Here is a 26757-nt window from a genome sequence, read left to right on the forward strand (position 1 = left end):
CGTAATGAGTACAAATATATTAAGTGTAGGAGCATTAGAAAGTGAAGCAATATATATTCTTCGAGAAGTTGTAGCACAGTTTGAAAAACCAGTGTTATTATTTTCAGGAGGAAAAGACAGTATCACGCTAGTTCGATTGGCACAAAAAGCATTTTATCCTGCAAAAATACCATTCCCATTATTACATATAGATACAGGTCATAATTTCCCTGAAACTATAGAGTTCAGGGATAAATTGGTCAAGGAATTAGGTGTAGAATTAATTGTTCGAAATGTACAAGATAATATCGATGCTGGTAAAGTAAAAGAGGAAACTGGAAAATATTCTAGTAGAAATATTTTACAAACCGAAACCTTGTTAGACGCTATTGAAGAGTTTGGTTTTGATGCTTGTATCGGTGGAGCTCGTCGAGATGAAGAAAAAGCAAGAGCAAAAGAAAGAATTTTTTCTGTTAGAGACGATTTTGGTCAATGGGATGAAAGAAATCAACGTCCCGAATTATTCGATATGCTAAATGGAAGAATTGATATAGGCCAAAATGTTCGCGTTTTCCCAATTTCAAACTGGACGGAACTTGATGTTTGGTCATATATTCAAAAAGAAGGAATAGAAATTCCATCCATTTATTTTGCGCATCAAAGAGAAACCTTCATCAGAGATGGTTTAATATGGTCTGCAAATGATGAGGTAGTTTACCGAGAAGAAGATGAAAAAATAGAGCAACGAACGGTTCGCTTTAGAACTGTAGGAGACATGAGTTGTACCGCAGCTGTTTTATCAAATGCAAGTGACATTGATAAAGTTGTAGAAGAAATTAGAGTTTCAAGGATTTCTGAGAGAGGTGCGAGAATCGATGATAAACGTTCGGAAGCTGCAATGGAAAAAAGAAAACAACAAGGATATTTTTAAAAGCATAAAATAACTATTGGGGCAAAAGACTGTGGGGGAAAATATTTAGGGGATTATTATTAAAGAACTTACAGTCTCAGCTCTTATAAATTCAATATAAAATGAACGTACTTAAAATAGCAACAGCAGGCAGTGTAGATGACGGTAAAAGTACTTTAATTGGAAGAATACTTTATGATACGAAATCGTTGACTGAAGATAAATTGCAGGCCATTGAAGAAAAAAGTAGACAAAGAGGTTTTGACTATTTAGATTTTTCATTAGCAACAGATGGTTTAGTTGCCGAACGAGAACAAGGAATAACAATTGATGTTGCTCATATTTATTTTTCTACACCTAAAACGAGTTTTATAATTGCTGATACTCCAGGTCATATTGAGTATACTAGAAACATGGTTACAGGAGCATCAAATTCACAAGCGTCAATCATTTTAGTTGATGCTAGAAACGGAGTTGTAGAGCAAACGTATCGCCATTTTTTTATCAATAATTTATTACGCGTTAAAGAGGTTGTGGTTGCAGTTAATAAAATGGATTTAGTTGATTATTCGGAGGAAAGGTTCAATCAAATTAAAGGAGAAATAGAGTACTTAGCTCAGAAAAGTGATTATAAAAACCAGAAAATAACTTTTATTCCGATTTCTGCGTTGCATGGTGATAATGTTGTGAATTCATCTACTAATATCAATTGGTATTCTGGAAAAAGTTTATTGGAGTATTTGGAAGATTTACAACCTTTTGAAAGCACCAACGATTCTAAAGCTCGTTTTCCTATTCAATCAATTATAAGACCAAAAACTGAAGAGTTTCATGATTTTAGAGGGTATGCAGGTAAGTTATACGGAGGTAGTTTAGCTGTTGGAGATAAAGTTACTGTATTACCATCTGCAATTGAATCAACAATTAAAGGTATTCACTTTTTTGATAGAGAGTATAACGAAGCAAAGAGTGGAAGTTCATTTACACTAACTCTAGAGGATGATGTAAATATTGGTAGAGGTGATATGATTGTAAAGAAAGGAGAAGAGCCTAGAGTTACAAAACAGTTAGAAGCAACTATTTGCTGGATGGATAAATCACCATTACAAGTGGCAGAAAAATTTTACATCAAGCATGGTGTAAATGATGCTCAAGTAAAAATTACCAGTCTAGAGAATAGTATTTACACCGATTTTTCAGGAGAAGTTACCAATCCTTCAAAGCTTTCATTAAATGAAATTGGAAAAGTAAGTCTTAAAATCAGTAAACCTTTGTTAGTTGATAGTTATAAGGATAACAAATCTAATGGAGCATTCATTTTAATCAACCCAAAAACCAATAACACATCTGGTGTTGGTTTTATAAATTAAAAAAGCATGGCAATTATAATAACAGATGAATGCATCAATTGCGGAGCATGTGAGCCAGAGTGCCCAAACACTGCAATTTATGAAGGGGCTGAAAATTGGAGGTATAGCCAAGGTACTTCTTTAGAAGGAGATATCGAGCTTTTAAATGGCGTGAAATTAAATGCTGAAGATGAACAAGATCCAATATCAGATGAATATTATTTTATAGTACCAGATAAGTGTACAGAGTGTAAAGGGTTTCATGATGAGCCACAATGTGCGGCAGTATGTCCTGTAGATTGTTGTGTCCCAGATGAAAATCATGTTGAAACCGAAGAAGAATTATTAAATAAACAACAGTTTTTGCATACTTAAATAAAAAAATCATGCAAAGTTTTAGAAGCGAAATAGAAAACCCAATTGTAGAGAAGGATATTCTAGAATTAGAAAGAAAGATTCGTCTTTTTAAGGAAGGGAAAATAGATGAAGAACGTTTTAGAAGTCTACGTTTAGCTCGTGGAGTTTACGGACAAAGACAACTTGGCGTACAAATGATTCGTATCAAAATTCCATATGGTAAAGTTACGAGTGAACAGTTGCATCGAATAGCAGAGGTTTCTGATGAATATTCTCGAGGGAGATTGCATATTACAACAAGACAAGATATTCAAATACATCATGTAAGTTTAGATAGAACTCCTGAATTATGGGCGCAATTAGAAAAAGATGATATTACGCTACGTGAGGCTTGTGGAAATGCTGTACGAAATGTTACAGCTTCTGAAACTGCAGGTATTGATGTAAATGAACCATTCGATGTTACGCCTTATGCGCATGCAACCTTTCAGTTTTTCTTGAGAAATCCAATTTGTCAAGAAATGGGACGAAAGTTTAAAATGTCTTTTTCTGCAACAGAAGCTGACTCTGCTTTAAGCTTTATGCACGATTTAGGTTTTATTGCAAAAACCAAAAAGATTGGGACTACTGAAGTAAAAGGATTTAAAGTATTGTTAGCTGGTGGTTTAGGTTCGCAACCTAGACATGCCGATGTTATGTATGATTTTCTTGAAACAGATTTATTAATTCCAACTATAGAAGGAGTTTTAAGAGTTTTTGATCGTTATGGAGAGCGTGCTAAAAGAGCAAAAGCTAGGTTAAAGTTTTTAGTAAAAGATCTTGGGTTAGACGGATTCTTAACATTAGTAGAACAAGAAAAAAGAGCCTTGGCGTATCAGTCATTTCCAATTGATACATCAAGTTTTGAAACTAAAATCACTTTTGAAACAGAGGAGATTCCTTCTGTAGATATTGAGGATAAATTGGAGTTTGAAGCTTGGAAAAAAACCAATGTAATTCCTCAAAAGCAAGAAGGATTATTTGCAATTGGAATCAAAGTGCATTTAGGCGATTTTTACACTGATAAGGCTAGGTTGCTTGCTGATTTAGTCAAGAAATATGCAGCGAATGAACTACGTTTCACGTTGCGTCAGAATATTTTAATTCGTCATGTAAGAGAAGCTTTTTTACCTTTTTTCTATTCAGAATTAAAAAAGCTAGGATTTGCAGAAGCAGGTTATAACAGTCTTACTGATATTACAGCATGTCCGGGAACAGATACTTGTAATTTAGGAATTGCTAGTAGTACGGGAATTGCTGCAGAATTAGAACGTGTGTTAAAAACTGAATATCCGCAGTACATCAATAATAAAGATGTTACCATTAAAATTAGTGGATGTATGAATGCTTGTGGTCAACATAACATGGCGCATATTGGTTTTCAAGGAATGTCAATTAAATCTGGAGTTTTGGTAGCGCCCGCATTACAAGTGTTACTAGGAGGAGGAGTTTTAGGAAATGGTCAAGGACGATTTTCAGATAAAGTTATTAAAGTTCCGAGTAAAAGAGGACCAGAAGTGCTTCGAATATTATTGAATGATTTTGAAGATTCTAAAATAGAAAATGAAGATTTCTTAGCATACTATGATCGCCAAGGAAAAACGTATTTCTACGATATTTTAAAGCATTTATCAGACACTACTAATTTAACTGAAGATGATTTCATTGATTGGGGACATGATAAAAATTATGTTAAAGCAATTGGAGTTGGAGAGTGTGCTGGAGTAGTAATTGATTTAGTAGCTACGCTTTTATTTGAAAGTGAAGAGAAAATTCAAAATGCTAATGAAGCTATAAATGAAGAAAAATGGTCTGATAGCATTTATCATTCTTATACAGCAATCGTAAATACAGCAAAAGCATTGTTAACAGCAGAAGGAGCAAAAACAAACACACACGCGGGTATCATTTCAAATTTTGATGAAGTATTTGTGAATACAAACCAAATCAATATTGATGGAGCATTTTCAGAATTGGTCTACCAAATTAATACAAATGAACCTACCGAAGCTTTCGCTAGAAAGTATGCAAAGCAAGCGGCTGAATTTTATACGAAAGTAGATGTTTACAGAAAAAAAGCAGTAGAAAGTTAAGATGAAAGAAGATGAATGTACAACCAAAATTAACAGTAGTAGGAGCAGGTCCAGGAGATGTTGAATTAATAACATTAAAAGCAATTAATACCCTTAAGGATGCTGATGTAGTGTTGTATGATGCATTGGTTAATTCAGAATTACTGAGTTATGTAAGTCCAAGAGCTGAATTAATTTTTGTAGGGAAGCGTAGAGGTTGTTATCGTTATCAACAAGAACAAATTAATGAATTAATTGTCGAGCGCGGTTATTCCCATGGTCATGTAGTTCGTTTAAAAGGAGGAGATCCTTTTATTTTCGGACGTGGAGCAGAAGAAATGGAATATGCAGCAGCTAAAGGAATGAATGTCTCAGTTGTACCTGGTATTTCATCGTCATTGGCAGTTCCAGCTTATCAAAATATACCATTAACAAAAAGAGGAAGTTCTGAAAGTTTTTGGGTAATTACAGGAACTACAAAACAACATCAATTGTCTAACGATATTGCTTTAGCAGCGAAGTCAAACGCAACAGTTGTTATTCTTATGGGAATGGGAAAATTATCACAAATTGTAAAACTTTTTCAAGAAGAAGGAAAGAATGATTTACCAGTAGCCATCATTCAAAATGGAACAACTCCAGATGAAAAAATAGGTGTTGGAACGGTAGATTCAATAGAAAATGTAGTTAAAGAACGAAAATTGAGTAATCCTGCAATAATTGTTTTGGGAGAGGTCGTAAATCATCGTACTCAATTAGAAAAAATCCAACAGGATATTGTTGTTAAAGAAATTGTCTAATGGTTCAAGAACGAAATAATTTATATCCTATTTTTTTAAAAACTTCTCAATTAGAAGTGTTAATCATTGGCGGAGGATTCGTAGCAGAAGAAAAGTTAACGTTCTTATTAAAATCAAGTCCAGATGCGAAAGTAACCTTAGTTTCTCCAATGTTTAGAGAAGGAACTTTGGCATTAGGTAAAAAGGGTGATGTGAAGTTTGTAGAAGATGTATATAAATCTTCTTATCTAGACGGAAAACATATGGTGATTGCTACTACCGACAAACCAGAAGTTAATATGCAAGTTTATAGGGATTGTCGAGAGCAAAACAAGTTGGTAAATGTGGCGGATAATCCACCGTATTGTGATTTTTATATGGGAGGAATTGTAACTAAGGGAAATGTGAAAATAGCGATTTCAACTAACGGAAAATCGCCAACAACAGCAAAAAGATTACGTCAGTTTTTTGAAGAAGTAATTCCAGATACAATTGACGATTTGGTTAAAAACTTAAACGATTACAGAAAAACAATAAAAGGAGACTTTGAACAAAAAGTAGTACAACTAAACGAGTTCACAAAGAGCTTAGTAGAAAAGTAAAAGTAATGATAGAAACAGATATACTTATTATTGGAGCAGGTCCAACAGGTTTATTTACCGTTTTTGAAGCAGGATTGTTAAAATTGCGTTGTCATTTAATAGATGCATTACCACAACCAGGAGGTCAATGTTCGGAGATTTACCCTAAGAAACCTATTTATGATATACCAGCGTATCCTGAAATTTTAGCGGGAGATTTAACCGATAAATTATTAGAACAAGGAAAACAATTTCAACCTGGATTTACCTTAGGAGAGCGTGCAGAAACTATTGAAAAACAAGAAGATGGTAGTTTTATTGTTACTACAAATAAAGGAACAAAACATAAAGCTCCAGTCGTTGCAATAGCGGGTGGTTTGGGTAGTTTCGAGCCAAGAAAACCTCAAATTGAGAATTTAGCAAAATTCGAAGATAAAGGAGTTGAATATATGATTAAAGAACCTGAAATCTATCGTGATAAAGACGTAGTAATTGCAGGTGGTGGTGATTCAGCTTTAGATTGGTCAATATTCTTAACTGATATAGCTAAATCAGTTACTTTAATTCATAGACGAAATGAATTTAGAGGAGCGTTAGATTCAGTTGAAAAAGTTCAAGAGCTTAAAAACTTAGGGAAGATAAATTTAATTACGCCTGCAGAGGTAAAAGGAATTCTTGGGAATGATCATCTATCAGGAGTTGTAGTTGAACAAAAGGATAAAGAGCCATTTATTTTGGATGCTGATCATTTTATTCCACTATTCGGATTAGCGCCTAAATTAGGCCCTATTGGAAACTGGGGATTAGAAATTGAGAAAAATGCAATTAAGGTTGATAACTCGTTGGATTATCAAACTAATATTCCAGGAATTTATGCCATTGGTGATGTAAATACGTATCCAGGTAAATTAAAATTGATTCTTTGTGGTTTTCATGAAGCTACGTTAATGTGTCAAAGTGCCTATAAACGAATTTTTCCAGATAAAAAATATGTCATGAAATATACAACTGTTGGTGGAGTAGAAGGTTTTGATGGTACCAAAAAAGAGGCACCAAAAGCAGTGGTAAAAGCTATTGAATAATGGATCAAGATATAAATATCAAAATTAAAGACCGCGATGGTGTAATTCACGAGGTACTTGCTCCGACAGATATGGCAATGAATCTTATGGAAGTGGTTCGTTCATACGAATTAGCTCCCGAAGGTACTATTGGAATTTGTGGCGGAATAGCTATGTGTGCTTCTTGTCAATGCTATATAAATTCTAATCATCAATTACCTGAAAAGACAGATGATGAAGATGCAATGTTAGCAGAGGCGTTTGATGTGAAAGATAATAGCAGGTTAGGTTGTCAAATTCAAATTACTTCCGAATTAGAAGGCTTGGAAATTGAGTTAGCACCTGAGAGCTAGTACTGAATTTATTTTAGTATCTTTTAAATTAGTTTAAAACCGAGTATAAAAAAGTAAGAATGCAATTCAATAATTACAACTTAAGTCTCAAAGATGATGTAGAAGTGTTTACAAAACAATTGTTTTACGCTTTGTTTGACGATGTTTGTCAAGAAAAAGCACATCGTTTAAAAGATCAGTTTGTGAAAATTTTAGAAGGATTGTCAGTTGATAAAGCTGATGATATTTGGACATATTACCAAACATCTTTTTGCGACATTCGAAAAAAGCTGGATTTAGATGCAAAAGCATTCGAAGCAACAGATCCTGCCTGTAAAAGTTTAGGAGAAGTGTACTTAGCATATCCTGGTTTTCATGCCATTGCAATTTATAGGTTAAGTCACGAATTGTATAAAATTCAAGTGCCTATTCTACCGAGAATGATGAGTGAATATGCACATAGTTTAACAGGAGTTGATATTCATCCTGGAGCAACCATTGGCGATTCGTTTTTTATAGACCATGCAACAGGTGTTGTAATCGGTGAAACTACTATTATTGAAAACAATGTAAGTATTTATCAGGGAGTTACTTTAGGAGGAATTCAAGTAAAAAAAGAATTAGCAGAAGTTAAAAGACATCCCACGATAGGAAGCAATGTAACAATTTATGCGAATGCAACTATATTAGGAAACATAAATGTAGGAAGTAACAGTGTTATTGGAGCTAACGTTTGTATAACAACATCAATAGAACCAAATTCAACCGTAATTTATAAATCTCAAAACAGTATTTATACTTAAAATAAAGTATATGATTTCAAAAAATATAACCGATTTTGTAGGAAACACACCATTAGTTGAAGCTACAAATATTTTAAATAAAGAAAATGTTCGTCTATTTTTTAAGTTAGAAGGGCATAATCCGGGAGGAAGTGTAAAAGATAGAGCTGCCTATTTTATGATTTCTGAAGCCTTAAAAAAGAAGAACATACAAAAAGGAGATACATTGGTAGAGGCTACCAGTGGAAATACAGGAATTGCTTTAGCATTAATGGCAAAAGTTTTAGGAGTTAATATGGTATTAGTAATGCCAGAAAATGCAACTGTAGAAAGAGTTAAAACCATGCGTGCTTATGGAGCAGAAGTTATATTAACGCCAAGTGAAGTAGGAATGGAAGGTGCAATTGATCATGCTTTAGAATTAAAATATAAAAAAGGCTATTTTCGATTAAATCAGTTTGATAATTTCGATAACCCTAAAGCACATTATTCAACCACGGGTCCTGAAATTTGGAGAGATACTGATGGACAAGTAACGCATTTTGTTTCTGCCATGGGAACAACAGGAACTATCACAGGTGTGTCAGATTTCTTAAAAGAGAAAAATAAGAATATTCAAATTGTAGGAGTTCAACCAAAAGATGGAGCTAGCATACCAGGAATTCGTAAATGGCCTAAAGAGTATTTACCTGCAATTTTCAAAAGAGAAAAAATAGATCAAGTATTAGAAGTTTCTCAACAAGAAGCACAAGCAATGACTGTCCGTTTGGCTCAAGAAGAAGGAATTTTTGCAGGAATGAGTAGTGGTGGAGCTGCTGCATCTGCTTTAAAATTAGCTGAAACTATCGATGAAGGGATCATAGTTTCTATTATTTGTGATAGAGGTGATCGATATTTATCTTCAGATATTTTTCAGTAGTGTTTAGTCACAAAAAGTTGAATATTATTCCCGCGGAGGCGGGAATAATATTATTGTTAAATAAATAATAAGTGCGAATGATAAGTTTATTATTTAAAATAAGTTAATTACATTTGTGCTTTAATTAGTTCATAAACATTATTGTTGTTATTAAGAAAGGTGGAGGGAATAGACCCTTTGAAGCCTTAGCAACCCTTTGTTTTTTCTGAACCTATTTCAGAATTACAAAGAAGGTGCTAAATTCTACTGTTCGCACTAAACTTGTTTCAGTGTATAAAAAGTTGAATTCATTTCAGCTTTACAGAGAGATAACTCAAAAGAAATTTACTTCTTCTTTTCCTGATAACACGTAATATTATTATATCAGGAATGTCAAATATTTATTCAGAAATAAAAAAAAGAATCCTTGTGCTTGATGGTGCAATGGGAACCATGCTTCAGGAATATAAATTTACTGAAGAAGATTTTCGTGGAGATCGATTTAAAGATCATCCGACTCCACTTAAAGGTAATAACGACTTACTCTCAATTACACAACCCGAAGCTGTAAAAGATGTCCATCGAAAATATCTGGCAGTTGGTGCAGATATTATTGAAACTAATACTTTTTCAGGAACTACCATTGCTATGGCAGATTATAATATGGAAGATTTAGTGTACGAACTTAACTTTCAATCTGCAAAAATAGCGAAAGAAGTAGCTGATGAGTTTACACTAAAAACGCCAAAACAACCAAGATTTGTAGCGGGTTCCATAGGGCCAACAAACCGAACAGCAAGTTTATCTCCAGATGTTAACAAACCAGAATATAGAGCAGTAACTTTTGATGAGTTACGAGTTGCATATAAACTACAAGTAGAAGCTTTAATAGATGGAGGATCAGATGTGCTATTAGTGGAAACTATTTTTGATACCTTAAATGCTAAAGCTGCTTTATTTGCTATTGAAGAGGTAAAGGAAGAACGTAATATCGATATTCCTATTATGGTTTCTGGAACTATAACTGATGCCAGTGGAAGGACACTTTCAGGACAAACAGTTGAGGCTTTTTTAATTTCAATTTCTCATATTCCTTTATTAAGTGTTGGATTTAATTGTGCGCTAGGTGCAGAACAATTAGAACCTTATTTAAAGAGATTGTCTCATAATACACACTTTTTTACGTCTGCTCATCCAAATGCGGGACTTCCAAATGCTTTTGGAGAGTACGACCAAAGTCCTAAGGAAATGAAAAAATTAATTGAAAGTTTCTTAGAACAAAACTTAGTAAACATTATAGGAGGTTGTTGCGGAACTTCACCAGCTCATATTGGTGCAATTGCCGACGCAGCAAAAAATTTCAAACCAAGAAAAACTGTTGTAGAAGCTCATGAAGAATAGGTATTTAAAATTATCTGGATTAGAACCACTAATTATAACACCAGAAAGTAATTTTATCAATGTAGGTGAGCGTACTAATGTAACGGGTTCAAGACGTTTTTTGCGTTTAATTAAAGAAGAAAAGTATGGTGAAGCACTTGCAGTCGCCAGAGATCAAGTTGAAGGAGGTGCACAGATTTTAGATGTAAATATGGATGAAGGAATGTTAGATGGTGTGCATGCCATGGTAACATTCTTAAATTTAATTGCTTCTGAGCCAGATATCGCTAGAATTCCGATTATGATTGATAGTTCTAAATGGGAAATCATTGAAGCTGGTTTACAAGTTGTTCAAGGAAAGTGTGTTGTAAATTCTATCTCATTAAAAGAAGGTGAAGAAGCTTTTATTCGTCAGGCTACATTGATTAAAAGATATGGAGCCGCAACTATTGTGATGGCTTTTGATGAAGTTGGTCAGGCTGATAGCTATGAACGAAGAATTGAAATATGTGAACGTTCGTATAGGATTTTAGTTGATATCGTTAAGTTTCCACCTGAAGATATCATCTTCGATCCTAATATTTTTCCTGTAGCAACGGGTATGGAAGAGCATCGTAAAAACGCAATTGACTTCTTTAATGCAACAAAATGGATTCGTACAAATCTTCCTTATGCGAGTGTTTCTGGAGGAGTCAGTAATGTTTCTTTTTCTTTCAGAGGAAATAACACCGTAAGAGAAGCAATGCATTCGGCATTTTTATATCATGCCATTCAACATGGAATGAATATGGGAATTGTTAATCCAACTATGTTGGAAGTTTACGACGAAATTCCAAAAGATTTATTAGAGCACGTAGAAGATGTTTTATTAGATAGAAGAGAAGATGCTACCGAACGTTTATTAGAGTTTGCCGAAACAGTTAAAGGAATAAAAAAAGAAGATTCATCGAAACAATTAGCTTGGCGAGAAAATGCTTTACAAGAACGTATAACTCATAGTTTGGTTAAAGGAATCGATGCGTTTATTGAAGAGGATGTAGAAGAAGCAAGATTAACAGTTAGTAAACCAATTCAAGTGATTGAAGGTCATTTAATGACAGGAATGAATGTGGTTGGAGATTTGTTTGGTAGCGGAAAAATGTTTTTGCCTCAAGTGGTTAAATCTGCTCGGGTAATGAAACGCGCCGTAGCATATTTACAACCTTTTATAGAAGAATCTAAAGATAGTACTACAAGTTCAGCAGGTAAAATTTTAATGGCAACCGTAAAAGGAGATGTACACGATATCGGGAAAAATATTGTGAGTGTTGTATTAGGTTGTAATAACTATGAAATAGTTGATTTAGGAGTTATGGTTCCTCCTGAAAAAATTATAGAGGTAGCCAAAAAAGAACAAGTTGATGTTATTGGATTAAGTGGTTTAATTACACCATCGCTAGATGAAATGGTGTACTTGGCAAATGAAATGGAGAAACAAGATATGGAGATTCCATTGTTAATTGGTGGGGCTACTACTTCTAAAGCGCATACAGCTGTTAAGATTGCACCAAAATATACCAATTCTGTAGTTCATGTAAATGATGCTTCAAGAGCAGTTACCGTTGTAGGAAATTTATTGCAAGAGAATAATAAAGTTTATAAAGAAGAAATAAGAAGCGAATACAATAAATTCAGAGATCAGTTTTTAAATAGGACAAAGCAAAAAAGTTATGTTTCAATTGAAGAAGCTAGAGAGAATAAACTTTTAATTGATTGGGAAACAACTGAAATAGTTAGGCCTAACTTTTTAGGAACTCAAATTATTGAGGATTTAGACTTAACTGTTCTATTAGACTATATCGATTGGAGTCCGTTCTTCAGATCGTGGGATTTACATGGGAAATTCCCAGATATTTTGAATGATGAAATTGTTGGCAACCAAGCTTCGGAATTATACGAGGACGCAAAAGTTTTGTTGAAAGAAGTGGTTGATAAGAAACTCTTAAAAGCCAAAGCTGTTTTCGGATTGTTTGAAGCAAACTCAGTAGAAGATGATATTGAAGTGACTTTAAACGAAAGTCATGCTGAACTTGTTTCAGCATCTCATCCTGTTAATAAGAAAAAAAAGGATAGCATCAGAAAATTTAAGTTCCTAACACTTCGCCAACAGCTTAAGAAAAAAGAAGGAGTTCCAAATATTGCATTGTCAGATTTCATTGCGCCTAAAGAAAGTGATAAGCAAGATTATATCGGGTGTTTTTGTGTATCTGCAGGTTTTGGCACTGCTGAACTCGCTGCTGAATACGAGAAGAATAATGATGATTATAATTCAATCATGATCAAAGCGATTGCCGATCGTTTAGCAGAGGCTTTTGCAGAATACCTTCACAAAGAAGTAAGAACTAGCTACTGGGGATATGCAGCTGCTGAAAACTTATCTAATGAAGAGTTAATCAAAGAGAGTTACAAAGGAATTCGCCCTGCACCTGGTTATCCTGCTTGCCCAGATCATTTAGAGAAAAATACAATTTGGGAGATTTTACAAGTAAAAGAGAATATTGGGGTTGAACTTACAGAGAGTTTAGCCATGTGGCCAGCAGCGAGTGTTTCTGGATATTATTTCGGAAATGCTGAAGCGAAATATTTTGGACTAGGAAAAATTAAAGAAGATCAATTAGAAGATTATACAATACGAAGAGGTATAAGTAATGATTTAGCTAAAAAATGGCTAAGTCCAATTATAGCAGATTAAAAAGATATGAGTAAAAAATTTATAGAACTAAAACTAGGAAGTCATCAAATAGTACATGCGTTTGATGAACAAAATAAGGAAATAATAGAAGAGGTTACTGTTGATCAATTCAGTAAAAAACTTGTAAATCTATCTAGAATAAAATCTGTTAGTGAAAAATATATTTTAACTGATTATGCTCATGGAAGATGGATTTATTGGGAATATGAAGGAGATTTTGAAACAATTAAAAAGCTAGTGCTTCAATAAATATAAAGCAACATGAAAGTAACTGAACATATAGAACAATCCAAAGGAAAAACAAGATTTTCTTTTGAAATTCTACCGCCTTTAAAAGGTCAAAATATAGATTCGATTTTTAATAATATAGATCCTTTAATGGAATTTAACCCTCCGTTTATAGATGTAACTTATCATAGAGAAGAATACGTTTACAAAGAATTAGAAAACGGATTACTACAAAAACAGGTTGTAAAAAAAAGACCAGGAACTGTTGGTATTTGCGCGGCTATTCAAAATAAATATAATGTAGATGCAATACCACATGTGTTGTGTGGAGGTTTTACGAAAGAGGACACCGAAAACTTTTTAATCGATTTAGATTTTCTTGGGATTGATAATGTAATGGCATTAAGAGGAGATGCTGTGAAAAGTGAGATTTATTTTAAACCAGAAAGAGAAGGGCATCAATATGCTAGCGATTTAGTTGATCAAATAGAATGTTTAAATCAAGGGAAATATTTAGATGAAGAATTACAAAATACATCTCCAACTGATTTTTGTGTAGGAGTTGCAGGCTATCCTGAGAAACATATGGAAGCTCCAAGCTTAGATTCGGATATTCATTTTTTGAAGAAAAAAATTAAAAAAGGAGCCGATTATATCGTAACGCAAATGTTTTTCGATAATCAAAAGTATTTTGAATTTGTCGATAAATGTAGAGCAGAAGGAATTACAGTTCCTATTATTCCAGGATTGAAACCGATTTCAACAAAAAAGCAGTTGAATTTAATTCCGCATCGTTTTAAAGTAGATTTACCCGACGAATTAATCATGGCAGTAGTTAAGTGTAAAGATAATAAGCAAGTTAGGGAAGTCGGAATAGAGTGGTGTATAAATCAAAGTAAGGAGCTGATTTCTAAAGGTGTTCCTTTTTTACATTACTATTCAATGGGGAAATCTGATAACATCAAAGCTATAGCAAGTGAAATATTTTAGGTAAAAGAATGTTGTTTGTAACAATTTTGAATGAGGAAGTACTAATCTATAAAGATTAACAATAACCTTAAGCAAAATTAAAATGAAAACAAACAACAAACTATTAGCGATGTTATTTTTTGTAGTTAGTGTTTCTATAACAAATGCCCAGAAAATCGTGGGGAGTTGGAAGGGAACATTAAAAGTACAAGGAATGGAAATGCCATTAATATTTAATATTTCCGAAAAAGATGGGGCTTTCGCATCAACAATGGATAGTCCTTCGCAAGGAGCAACGGACATTTCAATGGATGTTACGACTTTTAAAAACAATATATTAACTATTGAGTTTAAAAAAGCAGGGATCACCTATTCAGGAGAATTAAGTGATAATTCAATCAAAGGAACTTTTAAACAAGGAGGAATGGAAATTCCATTAGTATTAAACAAAACAGAAAAGACAGTGCCGGGTAATCCTGAGTTAGTTTCTTCTGAAGATGAATTAAAGAAACTTTCTAGTTTAGAAAAAGGTAACTATAAATATTCGGTTGAAGATTATTTTGCAAACCCTAAAGGAGTATCGTTTCGTTTCTCTCCAGATGGTAACTATCTATCATATAAAGAAAGTGATGATAATGGAAAGCAACATGTATATGTAAAGAATATTCAAACAGGAGAGGCTAAGCGAGTTATTGAGCAAAAGAAAGAATTGATACGTGGATATGGTTGGCTAAATTCAAATCGTTTGTACTATACGATGGATAAAGGAGGAAATGAAAATTATCATATTTATGCTGTAAATTTAGATGGAAGCAACGATAAAGATTTAACACCTTTTGAAGGAGTGAGAGCAAATTTTGAGTCGTTATTAAAAGAAGATAAAGATCATATTATTGTCCAGTTAAATAAGAATAATCCTCAAATTTTTGAACCATACAAATTAAATGTTGTTACTGGTGAAATTAAACAGTTATTTGAGAATAAAGACGCAAGTAACCCAATTGCAGGTTATCAATTCGATAAAGATGGAAACTTAAAAGGATATGCAAAACTGAAGGATGGTGTTAATATGAATTTGTATTATGAAGATGGAAATGGAGGATACAAATTATCAAGAGAATTAAGCTGGAAAGATAGTTTTAGTATTCTGTCTTTTGATTATTCGACAGATTATCCGCATGATGCTTATGTGTTAAGTAATTTAGAAACAGATAAAGCAGAAATCATATTGTATGATCTTAAGAAAAAGAAAACAATCAAGAAGATTTTTTCTAATGATAAATATGATGTAGGTGGTATAGGATTATCTAAAAAGAACAATTATACTATAGATTATTTAACGTACGAAGGAGAGAAAAATATTCTAATTCCTGTAAGTAAAACATACAAGAAGTTAGATAAGGCGGTAAAGGAAAAGTTCCCAGGAATGCAGTATTATGTTACAGGTAAAACAGATGATGAAACTAAATTTATGTTATACATTACAAGTGATAAGTTATATGGTATTTACTATGTGTATGATTTAAAGAAAAATGAATTAAAAGAAATATATAATACGATGCCGCAGCTTCGCCCTGAAGATATGGCGGAAATGAGACCAATTACATTTAAAAGTAGAGATGGTGTAACAATTCACGGCTATATTACTTTACCAAAAGAAGCTTTAAATGGAGAAAAAGTACCTGTAATTGTAAATCCACATGGTGGTCCTCAAGGAATTAGAGACTCTTGGGGTTTCAATCCAGAAGCACAATTATTTGCAAGCAGAGGATATGCTACATTACAAGTGAATTTCAGAATTTCTGGAGGTTACGGCCGTAAATTTTTAGAGTCTGGATTTAAAGAAATAGGAAGAAAAGCAATGGATGATGTAGAAGATGGATTAAAATATGTTGTAGACAAAGGTTGGGTTGATGGAGATAAAGCTGCAATTTATGGAGGAAGTCACGGAGGTTATGCTGTATTAAGAGGCTTAACTAAAACTCCAGATTTATATGCGTGTGGTGTTGATTATGTAGGAGTATCAAATTTATTCACTTTTATGAAAACAATTCCGCCGTATTGGAAACCTTATTTAAAAATTATCAAAGAGATTTGGTACGATGAGGATATAGCGGAAGAGAAAGAAATCATGAATGAAGTCTCACCAGTATTTCATATTGATAAAATCAATAAACCATTATTTGTTGTTCAAGGAGCAAACGACCCAAGAGTGAATATCGATGAGTCTGATCAAATTGTAGAAGGATTAAGAGCTAAAGGTGTTGATGTTCCTTACATGGTAAGATATGATGAAGGTCATGGTTTTGGTAAAGAAGAGAATAGAATTGCATTGTATAAATCTATGATGGGATTCTATGCGAAACATTTAAAAGGAAAAACAAAAGAACCGATAAAGCATTAATCGATATTTGTAAAATCTAATATATAGAAACCGAGATCTTAAGTCTCGGTTTTTTTTTATTTAAAATAATCAAAAGTGATAAAGATTAATCTTTCGCTTTAAGTATTAAAATTAAAAAAGCCCTGAAAAATCAGGGCTTTTAAGTGGTACCTCCAGCCCCGAAGCTTCTGGGGAACCAGGTTATCTTTTTTCTATGATATTATCTAGAATTCTAGTGTTATTAATTACTTTTTCGATAAACTTTTTACTTTTCATTTTTTTAATAAATTTCTCAAGATAAAGAGCTTCGTCCTTACTATATTCCATTTGAAGTTTATATTCCCAATCAAATGCAGCTTTGGTATAAGCTTTTGAATAACAATGTTGGTTGTGCTTTTCGATTCTTGATTTTAAATCATGAGTTACTCCAACATAATATTTATTAAGTGTTTTACTGTAAATAATATATAAGAAATACATATTTTGAAAAATAAAAAAAGCCCTGAATAATCAGGGCTTTTAAAGTGGTACCTCCAGGAATCGAACCAGGGACACAAGGATTTTCAGTCCTTTGCTCTACCAACTGAGCTAAGGTACCAGCGCGTTAGCGGATGCAAATATAACACAGTTTTTTTAATACAACCAAAAAAAAATGTAAAAAATCTATTATAAATTTGCTTCCCTCGTAATACAGAACAATGGAACTAATAATTGATGTAGGTAATACCAGAGTGAAAGCTGCTGTTTTTGAAAAAGATAGCTTAAAAGAGTTGGTGGTTTTTCAAAAAGAAAAAATAATTTCTGAAGTAAAAAAAATTATTAAAAAACATAAAATTTCTAGCGGAATAATTTCTGCAGTAGCAACTTTATCTGAAGATAAGCTTACTAAATTGCATGAAATTTTAAGTTTAATTGAATTAAATCATAGCACAAAAGTGCCTTTCGAAAATAAATACAAAACACCAAATACATTAGGTGTAGATAGAATTGCTTTGGCGGCATATGCGGCTGTAAACTATTCTGACACTAATGTGTTATTAATAGATGCAGGAACTTGTATCACATTTGATTTTGTGAATAAGAAAGCATATTTAGGAGGAGCTATATCTCCAGGATTAGAGATGCGATATAAATCATTAAATAATTACACTTCAAAATTACCGTTATTAAAATCACAAGAGCCAGAGAATTTTATTGGAGATAGTACTAATAGCTGTATTCATTCGGGTGTTGTAAACGGAATTGTTAATGAAATAGATGGGGTAATCAATCAGTATAAAAGTAAATATCAAGATTTAACAGTTGTTTTAACAGGAGGTGATACGAATTTTTTGGCTAAACAATTAAAAAATCACATATTTGCCAATCCAAATTTGGTTTTGGAGGGATTACACAAAATTTTGATTTATAATAGAGCGGATGATTAAGAGAATTCTTATTGTAGTTTTAGTAACAATATCAGCGTCTTTAGTAGCGCAAAGGAATAGTTCTTCACCTTATTCTTTTTTTGGTATCGGAGAAGATGTTAGTAGAACTACAGTTGAACAAGCCTCAATGGGAGGGATTGGTGTTGCATTAAAGGATGTTAATCACTTAAATTTTATTAACCCAGCAGCAAATGCAGATCTTAGATTCGCTACCTACGCGTTAGGAGGAGAAGTTTCATTATTGAATATTTCGAATGGTACTTCTGAAGATTCAGGGAATACTACAAGTTTAAGGTACATTGCTTTAGGGTTTCCTATAGGAAAGAATGCAGGTTTTACAACAGGTTTACAACCAGTTTCTAATGTTGGATATGCATTACTAAATAGTACTAACGATACTAATGGAGATTTTTTAGAAGCTACGAGGTTTTCAGGAAACGGAGGTACTTCTAGGTTGTTTGGTGCTTTTGGTATTAATGTACTTAAAGATTTAGCTGTTGGTTTTGAAGCAGCATTTATTTTCGGAACAATTAATAACTCAATATCAAATCAAAGAGCTAATGTTAGTTTATTGACACGATATGAGAAAGATACTAGAGTTCGAGGAGGTCAATTTAAGCTAGGCGCACAGTACAAGAGAAAGCTTAATAATAATCTCGATCTAAATGTTGGTTTGGCACTACAATTAGAAAGTGATTTGAGTGTTACAGGTTCTGAAATTCTATATTCATACAATTTTTCAGCTTTTTCAGGTTTAGAAGAACCAAGAGATACATTGTATAACCGTAGTGTAAATGGGAAATTAATAAATCCTGTTAAAACTATTATGGGAATAGGTATAGGAAAGGAAAATAAATGGTATGCAGGTATTGATTATGAATTTCAAGATGCTTTTGTAAATGAAGGTAACTTGGTTCAAGGATCAACATATAAATTTGAATCATCTAACAGATTATCCTTAGGAGGATATTATATTCCAAAAATAAATTCTATATCAAGTTACTGGGATAGAATCACTTATAGAGGAGGATTGCGTTTTCAGAAAACAGGTTTACTTGTTGACGGAACAAATTCTGGAACAAATTTTACCTCAATTGACGATTTTGGCATAAATCTTGGTTTTGGTTTACCAATGCCAAGACAATTATCTAGTTTGAATCTAGGGTTTGAGTACGGACAGAAAGGTACAACCAACGATAATTTAATAAAGGAAAGCTACTTTAATGTAAGATTAAGCTTATCTTTGAACAGCACAAACTGGTTTAAGAAAAGGCAGATAGACTAATAAAAACTGAAATAATGAAAAAAATAACAACGTATTTACTAACAGGTTTATTTTTGTTTGCGGCAGTAGGATTGAATGCTCAGGCAAGTCAAGATTGTACTATCAAGTATAACTTATTTAAAGGAGATGTTAATACAAAAAAATATGAGCAATCTAAGGAGAATTTGAATTACTTAATGACAAATTGCCCTAAATTATCAGTTAATATATATATATATGGAGCAAAAACTGCAGATAATTTGAAAGATGCTGCTCTGTATAAAAAAGTATACGAGACGCGTATAGCAAACTTCCCTGAAAAAGGAGTTGCTAAAGCACATAGTGATTATGCAACTTTTTTAGACGATAATAATTTAGGTTCTGAAGATGAAATCTTTAGTCTTCTTGAAAAAGCCTACAAAGCTGACCCTAAAGATATGGGAGTTAAGAATATTTTTAAATATTTTAAAGGTATTGTTAGCAGATATAAAGATAGCGACCCTCAAAAAGTATTTGATACTTATGATGATGTAATGGAATCTGTTGAAGAAAAATTAGATGATTACAACAAAAAGATCAGTAAGTTAATGGCAAAAGATTCTCTTGGTACTATAGATGCTAAAGGAAAGAGATTATTAAAAGCCTATACTACTAACTCTAAAGCATTAGGTTTAATTGAAGGAGGTTTAGATGCTGATATTTCTGAAATCGCTACTTGTGAAAGATTAATTCCAATTTTCTCTAGAGATTTTGAAGCAAACAAAACAAATGGAGTTTGGTTAAGAAGAGGGGTGTCTAGATTATATAACAAAGAGTGTGATACGGATCCTTTATTCGAAAAAATGGCTAAAGCTTATGCCGATGTAACTCAGTCTGCTGATGCATTCAACTTTATTGCTGGTGTATTAGAAAGAAATGGAGATAAAAGTGGAGCAGCTTCAATGCGTAAGAAAGCTTTTGAATTAGAAACTGACCCTAATAAAAAAGCAAGACTTAAGTTAAGAGAAGCTCAAGGTACTAGAAATAGTAGTAGAGCAAGAGCATTAGCTTATGAAGCTTTAAAATACAATCCAAACATGGGTAAAGCATATTTATTCATTGCAAGTTTATACGCTAAGAGTGCAAACTCTTGTGGAGATGATGAATTTGAAAAGAGAATGGTTTATGTTGCAGCTTTAAATAAAGCAGAAAAAGCGCAAAGAGTAGACCCAGGATGTGGAGCAGGAAGATATATTAGTAGCTACAGAGGTAATGTTCCTTCAAAAAAGTTAATCTTTACTAAAGGAGTTGCTGCAGGAAGTGCTCATAAAATTGGATGTTGGATTGGTGAAACAGTTCGCGTACCAAATAATTAATGAAAATAAAAAACATACATATTTTAAAGAGCATTGCTGTCATTAGTTTGATAGCAATGCTTTTTTCATGTACAAATGATGCAAAAAAAGTAAGAGATTTACTAGCGGATAAGAACTTACCAATTGGTGTTGCTAAAAATGCTTATCATGTTTATAAAGATTCAGGTAAAGTAACATCAAAACTTATTACCCCATTGCTAAAGGATTTTTCTAATAGAGATGAACATCCTTATAATGAATTCCCAGAAGGAATTAAGATTGTTAGCTATGATAATGAAGGAAAAGATTCAACTACAATCACAGGGAATTATGCATTATCGTATGCTAAAACACAAGTTTCAGAAATTAAAGGAAATGTTGTAGTGTTTAACCATGCAGATAGTTTAAAATTAGAAACGAACCAACTTTTTTGGGACCAAAGAGAAAAGTATTTTTTTACAGAAGATGGTTTTCGATTAACCACTCCAAGTAGTGTTATTAATGGTTATGGTTTCGAGTCGAAACAAGATTTATCCGAATGGATTTTAAAAGATATTACGGGAGAAGTAGAAACTAAACAAGGAGATTTATAATGAATAAAATTTGGAGATATACACAATATGGATATTTAGTTGTAGCTGTTGTGCTTTTGATTGATGCTGCAACTAGATGGTCTGCCGATAGAAGTCAAGCCTATTTTAGTATAGCTTTTGCGATATTTATGTTGTTAATTTTTTTATTTAAACGTAACTTTAGAAAAAAAATAGAGCGACGAAATAATCAATAATGAGTTACGAGGTTGTAATTATATTCATTTCAATTCTTTTTTCAGCTTTTTTTTCAGGTATGGAAATTGCTTTCATATCATCAAATAGATTATATCTAGAATTAGAAAAAAAGAAAGGAGATTTTATATCTAAAATATTAACCACTATAACTGAAAAATCATCTCGATTTATTACTACAATGCTTGTGGGTAATAATATTTCATTAGTAGTGTATAGTTATTTTATGGGAGAGTTGTTAATGAATTGGTTTCATAACTTTCTTCCTTCCGAAATAGCAATAGTAAATTACTTATTAGAAGATTTACAATTACTTACACAAACCTTAATTTCTACGGTAGTAATTCTTGTAACTGCTGAGTTTTTACCGAAAGCACTTTTTAGGGTTTATGCTAACGAAGCAATTAAAATTTTCGCAATCCCAGCATACATTTTCTTTTACTTATTTTATTTTCTTTCAAGCTTTATTTCTGCGATATCAGATTTTTTTCTTCGTGTAATTTTTAAAACAGAAGGAGATGAAATTCAAACTGAGTTTAGTAAAGAAGAACTAGGGAATTACATTACAGAACAACTAGAAACCAATAAGGAAGATGAAGAAGTAGATTCTGAAATTCAAATTTTTCAAAATGCTTTAGAATTTCATAAAGTAAAGGCTAGAGAAATTATGGTTCCTAGAATCGAAATAGTGGCAGTTGAGCTTCATGAAACAGTATCTAACTTAAAAAAAGCATTTATAGAAAGTGGTTATTCTAAAATTCTTGTTTACAATAATTCATTAGATGATGTAATTGGGTATGTAAATTCATATGAACTTTTCAAAAGGCCAAGAACTATAAAGTCGATTTTATTAGCTGTAGAGATTGTGCCTGAATCGATGATGATCAGTGATGTGTTGAATGTATTGATGAAAAAGCGAAAAAGTATCGCTTTAGTGGTAGATGAATACGGAGGAACATCAGGGATTATTACCGTTGAAGATATTGTTGAAGAATTGTTTGGTGAGATTGAAGATGAACACGATAGCTTAGATTTGTTAGAAGAAAAGATTAGTGAAACAGAATTTAATTTTTCTGCACGTTTAGAGGTAGATTATCTTAATGAAGAATACAATTTAAATATTCCTAAAGAAGAAGCCTACGAAACTTTAGGAGGATTTATAATTAATCATACAGAAAGTATTCCAGAGCAAGATGAAGAAATCCAAATCGATAATTTTAAGATTAGAATAAGTAAAGTAAGCTCTACAAAAATAGACTCAATTCATCTTGAAGTACTTCCTACAGAAAGCTAGCTACATAGGCTTTTAAGTAATCAATAATTTATACCTAGTAAAACTTTCAAAAACATTGCATTATTAAATGCGAAATTGTATTTTCGCACACTGTTAATAAAATAAATGTAGAAATGGCAATTTTATCGAAAATTAGAGAACGCTCTTGGTTATTAATTCTTATAGTAGGTTTAGCTTTATTTTCTTTTGTATTAGATCCATCAACGTTATCAGATTTTTTTAATTCTACAAAGATGAACGAGGTAGGTGAGGTAAATGGAGAAACGATTACTCGTCAAGAATTTGCAGAAGCATTAGATAATTATAAAAGACAAACTGGAAACCGTGTTTCAGAAATGCAAGCAGCCAAAACAGTTTGGAATAACTTATTACGTCAAAAAGTTTATGAAAGTCAGTTAGCTGAAGCTGGAATTACAGTTGGTGAAGCTGATATTTTAAAAGCATTATACGAAACAGAATTCATCAAAAATGATCCTAGATTTTCTACAACAGGTGTTTTTGATAAGGAAAAATTCAAAGAGTTTTTAGCTACTATTAAAGTTGAAAATGGAGAAGAATGGGCTAATTGGAGACAATATATGGCTTCTGTTAAGAGCAACCTTCAAAAAACTACATATGATAATTTAGTAGCTGCTGGTTTAGGTGCTTCTTTAAAAGAAGGAGAAAACGAGTATTTAACAGAAAATACTAAGATTAACGCAAATTTAGTTTTCTTATCATATACTTCTGTTCCGGATAGTTCCATAACTGTTACTAGAGGAGAAATTAAGAAGTATATTGAAAATCACCCTTCTGAATTTGAAGTAGAAGCTTCTAGAGACATTCGTTATGTAAAATTCAATATTAAAGCAACTCCAGAAGATGAAGCTGAAATTAAAGCGGGTGTTGCAAAATTAATTGAAGACTCAACAAATAAGCAAGGACAAATAGTTCCTGGTTTAAAATCTACAACTGATTATAAATTATTTTTTGAAGAAACAAATTCTGATTTGCCTTTAAACGATAAAGTACAGTTCAAAGGACAAGTTCCTCAGATAATTGCTGAAGATTTATTTAATGGGAAAGCTGGAGATGTTTTCGGCCCATACAAAGATCAAGGTTTCTTTAAATTATCAAAAATTACAGAGGTTTTAAATGTGCCTGATTCTGTAAAGTCTAGTCACATATTAATCCCTTTTGTTGGAGGAATGAGAGCAGACGCTTCTGTTACTAGAACAGAAGAACAAGCTAAAAAAACAGCAGATAGTATTTATAATTTAGTTAAGAATAATTCAGCAAAGTTTAAGCAAGTAGCAGATGAAGTTAATACAGATGGAACTAAAGGTAAAGGCGGGGAAATAGGATGGACAACTTACAACGTAGGGTTCTCTCCTAATTTTGATGAAGATTTTGCAAAATTTATTTTTAACAATAAGAAAGGAGATGTTCAGGTTGTGAAAACGAAATTTGGTTATCATATAATCAAGATTGACGACCAAAAGAAGGAGCAAAAAGCATTAAAGCTGGCTACGTTTGGACGTAAAATTGAAGCTTCTGAAATTACTGAAAATGCTATTTTCCAAGATGCTGAAACATTTGCATTAGAAATTTCTAAGGGAACAAGCATTGATGAGGCAGCTAAGCAAAAAGAATTAACAGCATTACCTGCAGTTGGTTTAAAAGCATTAGACGAGAATGTACCAGGTTTAGGAAATCAAAGAGAAATTATTACTTGGGCATTTGGAAAAGATGTTACAGAAGGAGATTATAAGCGTTTTGATGTAGAAGGTGGATATGTAGTAGCAACGTTAACAACTATTACTGAAAAAGGATTAGAGCCAGTTGATAAAGCAATTAACAAAGTACGTCCGATTTTATTAAACGAAAAGAAAGCTGAAATTTTAAAAGGTAAGTTTTCTACGGGTAGCACTTTAGAAGAGATTGCTTCTTCAAACAAACAAACTTTAAGATCTATTACAGATGTTAATTTAAGTTCTCCTACTATCACTGGAATTGGTTTCGAGCCTAAGGTTGTTGGAGCTATGTTAAATGCTAAAGAGAACGAATTAGTTAAAGAGGTTGTTGGAGATAGAGGAGTATATGCTTTTGTAGTTACAGGGAAAGAATTACCAACAGCATTACCTAACTATGATACGTATCGTAAGAGGATAGCGAATCAAAGAAAAAACCAAACTTTCAACATGTATGAAGCAATTAAAAAAGCTTCTGATATTGAAGATGGAGTTAGTTCTTTCTATGGAATTGATCAATAAGAATCAATTTTAAAATATAGTTAAAGCCGAGTTTTGTACTCGGCTTTTTTTATTTGAATACGTTTTTGAAATTTAAGCTGAATAAAAAAAGCAACCTCAATTGAGATTGCTTTTGTATTATGTTTTTAAATCTTTTTTAAGCGTTTAAAGGCTTTCCGTCCCAAGCAGCTTTAGCAGCTTCTTTAACAGCTTCTGAATACGTTGGGTGACCGTGACAAATACGAGCGATATCTTCTGCTGATGCTCTAAATTCCATAGCAACTGCCATTTCCATTATTAAATCAGCAACACGCGCACCTACCATATGAACTCCTAAAACTTCATCAGTTTTTTTGTCAGCTAATACTTTAACAAATCCATCAATATCTCCACTAGCCCTTGATCTACCTAAAGCGCGCATTGAGAACTTTCCTGATTTATAATCTACATTAGCTTCTTTTAATTCGTCTTCTGTTTTACCAACAGCGGCAACTTCTGGCCAAGTATAAATAATACCAGGAATTAAGTTATAATCGATATGTGGTTTCTCTCCAGCTAAATATTCAGCAACAACAACTCCTTCTTCTTCCGCTTTGTGAGCTAACATTGCACCACGAACCACATCACCAATAGCATAAATATTAGAAACATTTGTTTGTAAATGATCATTTACATCAATTTGTCCTCTTTCAGTAACTTTAACTCCAGCCTTATCTAACGCTAAACCATCAGTATAAGGTCTACGGCCCACTGCTACTAAACAGTAATCACCAGTAAAAGTAATTTCTTCTCCTTTTTTATTGTTCGCTTTAACAGTTACTTCGTCTCCATTTCTTTCAACAGCAGTAACACCATGACTAACATTAAACTTAACTCCTTGTTTCTTTAAAACTTTAGTTAATTCTTTAGAAACATCTTTATCCATTGTTGGAGTAATAGAAGGAGCATATTCAACTACAGTTACTTCTGCACCTAAACGCTTGTAAACCGATCCTAATTCTAAACCGATAACTCCACCTCCAATTACGATTAAATGTTTTGGAACTTCTTTTAATTTTAATGCTTCTGTAGAAGTAATGATACGTTCTTTATCTATAGAGATAAATGGTAAAGAAGAAGGTTTAGAACCTGTAGCAATAATAATATTTGTACCTTCAATCACTTCAGAACTACCATCGTTCTTGCTAACTTTTACATGAGTAGCATCTTCAAAAGAACCTAGTCCTTCATAAACATCGATGTTGTTTTTATCCATTAAATATTTGATACCACCGGTAGTTTGCTCAACAACTTTAGCTTTACGATCTACCATTTTTGCGAAATCGAACTTAGGATTTTCAACCGAAATACCATGCTCTTCGAAATGATGAACAGCATCATAATAATGGTGTGATGAGTCTAATAAAGCTTTAGAAGGAATACATCCTACATTTAAACAGGTACCTCCTAATGTTGAATATTTTTCTATGATGGCAACTTTCTTACCTAATTGAGAAGCTCTTACCGCAGCAATATATCCTCCTGGGCCAGAACCTATAACGATAATATCGTATTTCATGAGATGTTTTATTTTACTACAAAATTACAATTAT

General features: G+C 32.7%; 24 protein-coding genes, 1 tRNA gene and 1 riboswitch. Of the genes, 22 read left to right on the top strand and 3 right to left on the bottom strand.

The genetic code is table 11. The features are described from left to right. Window positions 1-4 precede the first annotated feature (4 nt). From cysD to EV195_RS03475, 15 genes are all read left to right on the top strand, one after another. Window positions 5-910 carry a sulfate adenylyltransferase subunit CysD gene (gene cysD / locus EV195_RS03405; RefSeq protein ID WP_243693055.1) on the top strand — a complete coding sequence of 302 codons (906 nt, stop codon included), beginning with the start codon at window positions 5-7 and terminating at the stop codon, window positions 908-910. A gap of 101 nt (window positions 911-1011) precedes the next feature. Then, on the top strand, window positions 1012-2259 hold the full coding sequence (locus EV195_RS03410; RefSeq protein WP_132792920.1) for a sulfate adenylyltransferase subunit 1: 1248 nt from the start codon (window positions 1012-1014) through the stop codon (window positions 2257-2259). A 6-nt stretch (window positions 2260-2265) separates the two neighbouring features. After that, complete coding sequence (locus EV195_RS03415; RefSeq protein WP_132792923.1) at window positions 2266-2613, top strand: 4Fe-4S dicluster domain-containing protein; 348 nt, start codon at window positions 2266-2268, stop codon at window positions 2611-2613. An 11-nt stretch (window positions 2614-2624) separates the two neighbouring features. Continuing rightward, complete coding sequence (locus EV195_RS03420) at window positions 2625-4727, top strand: HEPN domain-containing protein (RefSeq protein WP_132792926.1); 2103 nt, start codon at window positions 2625-2627, stop codon at window positions 4725-4727. 11 nt (window positions 4728-4738) lie between these two features. Continuing rightward, window positions 4739-5506: a uroporphyrinogen-III C-methyltransferase gene (gene cobA, locus EV195_RS03425; protein ID WP_132792929.1), complete on the top strand. Its 768-nt coding sequence runs from the start codon at window positions 4739-4741 to the stop codon at window positions 5504-5506. After that, window positions 5506-6087: a precorrin-2 dehydrogenase/sirohydrochlorin ferrochelatase family protein gene (locus EV195_RS03430; protein ID WP_132792932.1), complete on the top strand. Its 582-nt coding sequence runs from the start codon at window positions 5506-5508 to the stop codon at window positions 6085-6087. The genes cobA and EV195_RS03430 overlap by 1 nt, the downstream gene beginning before the upstream one ends. Before the next feature lie 5 nt (window positions 6088-6092). Further along, window positions 6093-7148, top strand: coding sequence for an NAD(P)/FAD-dependent oxidoreductase (locus tag EV195_RS03435; RefSeq protein ID WP_132792935.1), 1056 nt, complete (start codon window positions 6093-6095; stop codon window positions 7146-7148). After that, window positions 7148-7480, top strand: coding sequence for a 2Fe-2S iron-sulfur cluster-binding family protein (locus tag EV195_RS03440; RefSeq protein WP_132792938.1), 333 nt, complete (start codon window positions 7148-7150; stop codon window positions 7478-7480). Before EV195_RS03435 ends, EV195_RS03440 begins: the two co-directional genes overlap by 1 nt. 59 nt (window positions 7481-7539) lie before the next feature. Further along, on the top strand, window positions 7540-8262 hold the full coding sequence (gene epsC, locus EV195_RS03445; RefSeq protein ID WP_132792941.1) for a serine O-acetyltransferase EpsC: 723 nt from the start codon (window positions 7540-7542) through the stop codon (window positions 8260-8262). A 10-nt stretch (window positions 8263-8272) separates the two neighbouring features. Beyond that, window positions 8273-9160: a cysteine synthase CysM gene (cysM, locus tag EV195_RS03450; protein WP_132792944.1), complete on the top strand. Its 888-nt coding sequence runs from the start codon at window positions 8273-8275 to the stop codon at window positions 9158-9160. A gap of 144 nt (window positions 9161-9304) precedes the next feature. Next, window positions 9305-9440, top strand: a riboswitch (SAM riboswitch). Window positions 9441-9529: 89 nt separating this feature from the next. After that, a complete protein-coding gene (locus tag EV195_RS03455; RefSeq protein ID WP_132792947.1) occupies window positions 9530-10540 on the top strand; it encodes a homocysteine S-methyltransferase family protein in 1011 nt (336 codons plus the stop codon). After that, complete coding sequence (gene metH, locus EV195_RS03460; protein WP_132792950.1) at window positions 10530-13250, top strand: methionine synthase; 2721 nt, start codon at window positions 10530-10532, stop codon at window positions 13248-13250. Before EV195_RS03455 ends, metH begins: the two co-directional genes overlap by 11 nt. A 6-nt stretch (window positions 13251-13256) precedes the next feature. Beyond that, the gene (locus tag EV195_RS03465) at window positions 13257-13499 is read left to right on the top strand and encodes a hypothetical protein (RefSeq protein ID WP_132792953.1); all 243 of its coding nucleotides are present in this window, start codon (window positions 13257-13259) and stop codon (window positions 13497-13499) included. A 12-nt stretch (window positions 13500-13511) separates the two neighbouring features. Beyond that, window positions 13512-14468, top strand: coding sequence for a methylenetetrahydrofolate reductase [NAD(P)H] (gene metF, locus EV195_RS03470; RefSeq protein WP_132792956.1), 957 nt, complete (start codon window positions 13512-13514; stop codon window positions 14466-14468). An 82-nt stretch (window positions 14469-14550) separates the two neighbouring features. After that, entirely contained in the window at window positions 14551-16851 is a 2301-nt protein-coding gene (locus EV195_RS03475) for a S9 family peptidase (protein ID WP_207899764.1), read from the top strand. Between the two features lie 180 nt (window positions 16852-17031). Here EV195_RS03475 and EV195_RS03480 read toward each other — a convergent pair whose 3' ends face one another. Together EV195_RS03480 and EV195_RS03485 are read right to left on the bottom strand one after the other, a co-directional pair. Continuing rightward, complete coding sequence (locus EV195_RS03480; RefSeq protein WP_132792959.1) at window positions 17032-17310, bottom strand: GIY-YIG nuclease family protein; 279 nt, start codon at window positions 17308-17310, stop codon at window positions 17032-17034. A 45-nt stretch (window positions 17311-17355) separates the two neighbouring features. Next, window positions 17356-17428, bottom strand: a tRNA-Phe gene (locus tag EV195_RS03485). 100 nt (window positions 17429-17528) lie between these two features. Here EV195_RS03485 and EV195_RS03490 point away from each other — a divergent pair. The 7 genes from EV195_RS03490 to EV195_RS03520 all read left to right on the top strand — a co-directional run bounded on the left by EV195_RS03490 (window position 17529) and on the right by EV195_RS03520 (window position 25186). Further along, window positions 17529-18257, top strand: a complete 729-nt coding sequence (locus tag EV195_RS03490) for a type III pantothenate kinase (RefSeq protein WP_132792962.1) — start codon at window positions 17529-17531, stop codon at window positions 18255-18257. Then, the gene (locus tag EV195_RS03495) at window positions 18250-19542 is read left to right on the top strand and encodes a mitochondrial porin family protein (protein WP_132792965.1); all 1293 of its coding nucleotides are present in this window, start codon (window positions 18250-18252) and stop codon (window positions 19540-19542) included. Before EV195_RS03490 ends, EV195_RS03495 begins: the two co-directional genes overlap by 8 nt. A 14-nt stretch (window positions 19543-19556) precedes the next feature. Further along, a complete protein-coding gene (locus EV195_RS03500) occupies window positions 19557-20876 on the top strand; it encodes a hypothetical protein (protein ID WP_132792968.1) in 1320 nt (439 codons plus the stop codon). Then, a complete protein-coding gene (gene lptC, locus EV195_RS03505) occupies window positions 20876-21448 on the top strand; it encodes an LPS export ABC transporter periplasmic protein LptC (protein WP_132792971.1) in 573 nt (190 codons plus the stop codon). The genes EV195_RS03500 and lptC overlap by 1 nt, the downstream gene beginning before the upstream one ends. Next, entirely contained in the window at window positions 21448-21642 is a 195-nt protein-coding gene (locus tag EV195_RS03510; RefSeq protein WP_132792974.1) for a hypothetical protein, read from the top strand. The genes lptC and EV195_RS03510 overlap by 1 nt, the downstream gene beginning before the upstream one ends. Next, entirely contained in the window at window positions 21642-22934 is a 1293-nt protein-coding gene (locus EV195_RS03515; RefSeq protein ID WP_132792977.1) for a hemolysin family protein, read from the top strand. The genes EV195_RS03510 and EV195_RS03515 overlap by 1 nt, the downstream gene beginning before the upstream one ends. A gap of 113 nt (window positions 22935-23047) precedes the next feature. After that, the gene (locus tag EV195_RS03520) at window positions 23048-25186 is read left to right on the top strand and encodes a peptidylprolyl isomerase (RefSeq protein ID WP_132792980.1); all 2139 of its coding nucleotides are present in this window, start codon (window positions 23048-23050) and stop codon (window positions 25184-25186) included. Window positions 25187-25322: 136 nt separating this feature from the next. Here EV195_RS03520 and lpdA read toward each other — a convergent pair whose 3' ends face one another. Next, complete coding sequence (gene lpdA, locus EV195_RS03525; RefSeq protein ID WP_132792983.1) at window positions 25323-26723, bottom strand: dihydrolipoyl dehydrogenase; 1401 nt, start codon at window positions 26721-26723, stop codon at window positions 25323-25325. Window positions 26724-26757: the final 34 nt, after the last annotated feature.

Source organism: Tenacibaculum skagerrakense (assembly GCF_004345825.1).
Classification (GTDB): Bacteria; Bacteroidota; Bacteroidia; order Flavobacteriales; family Flavobacteriaceae; genus Polaribacter; species Polaribacter skagerrakensis.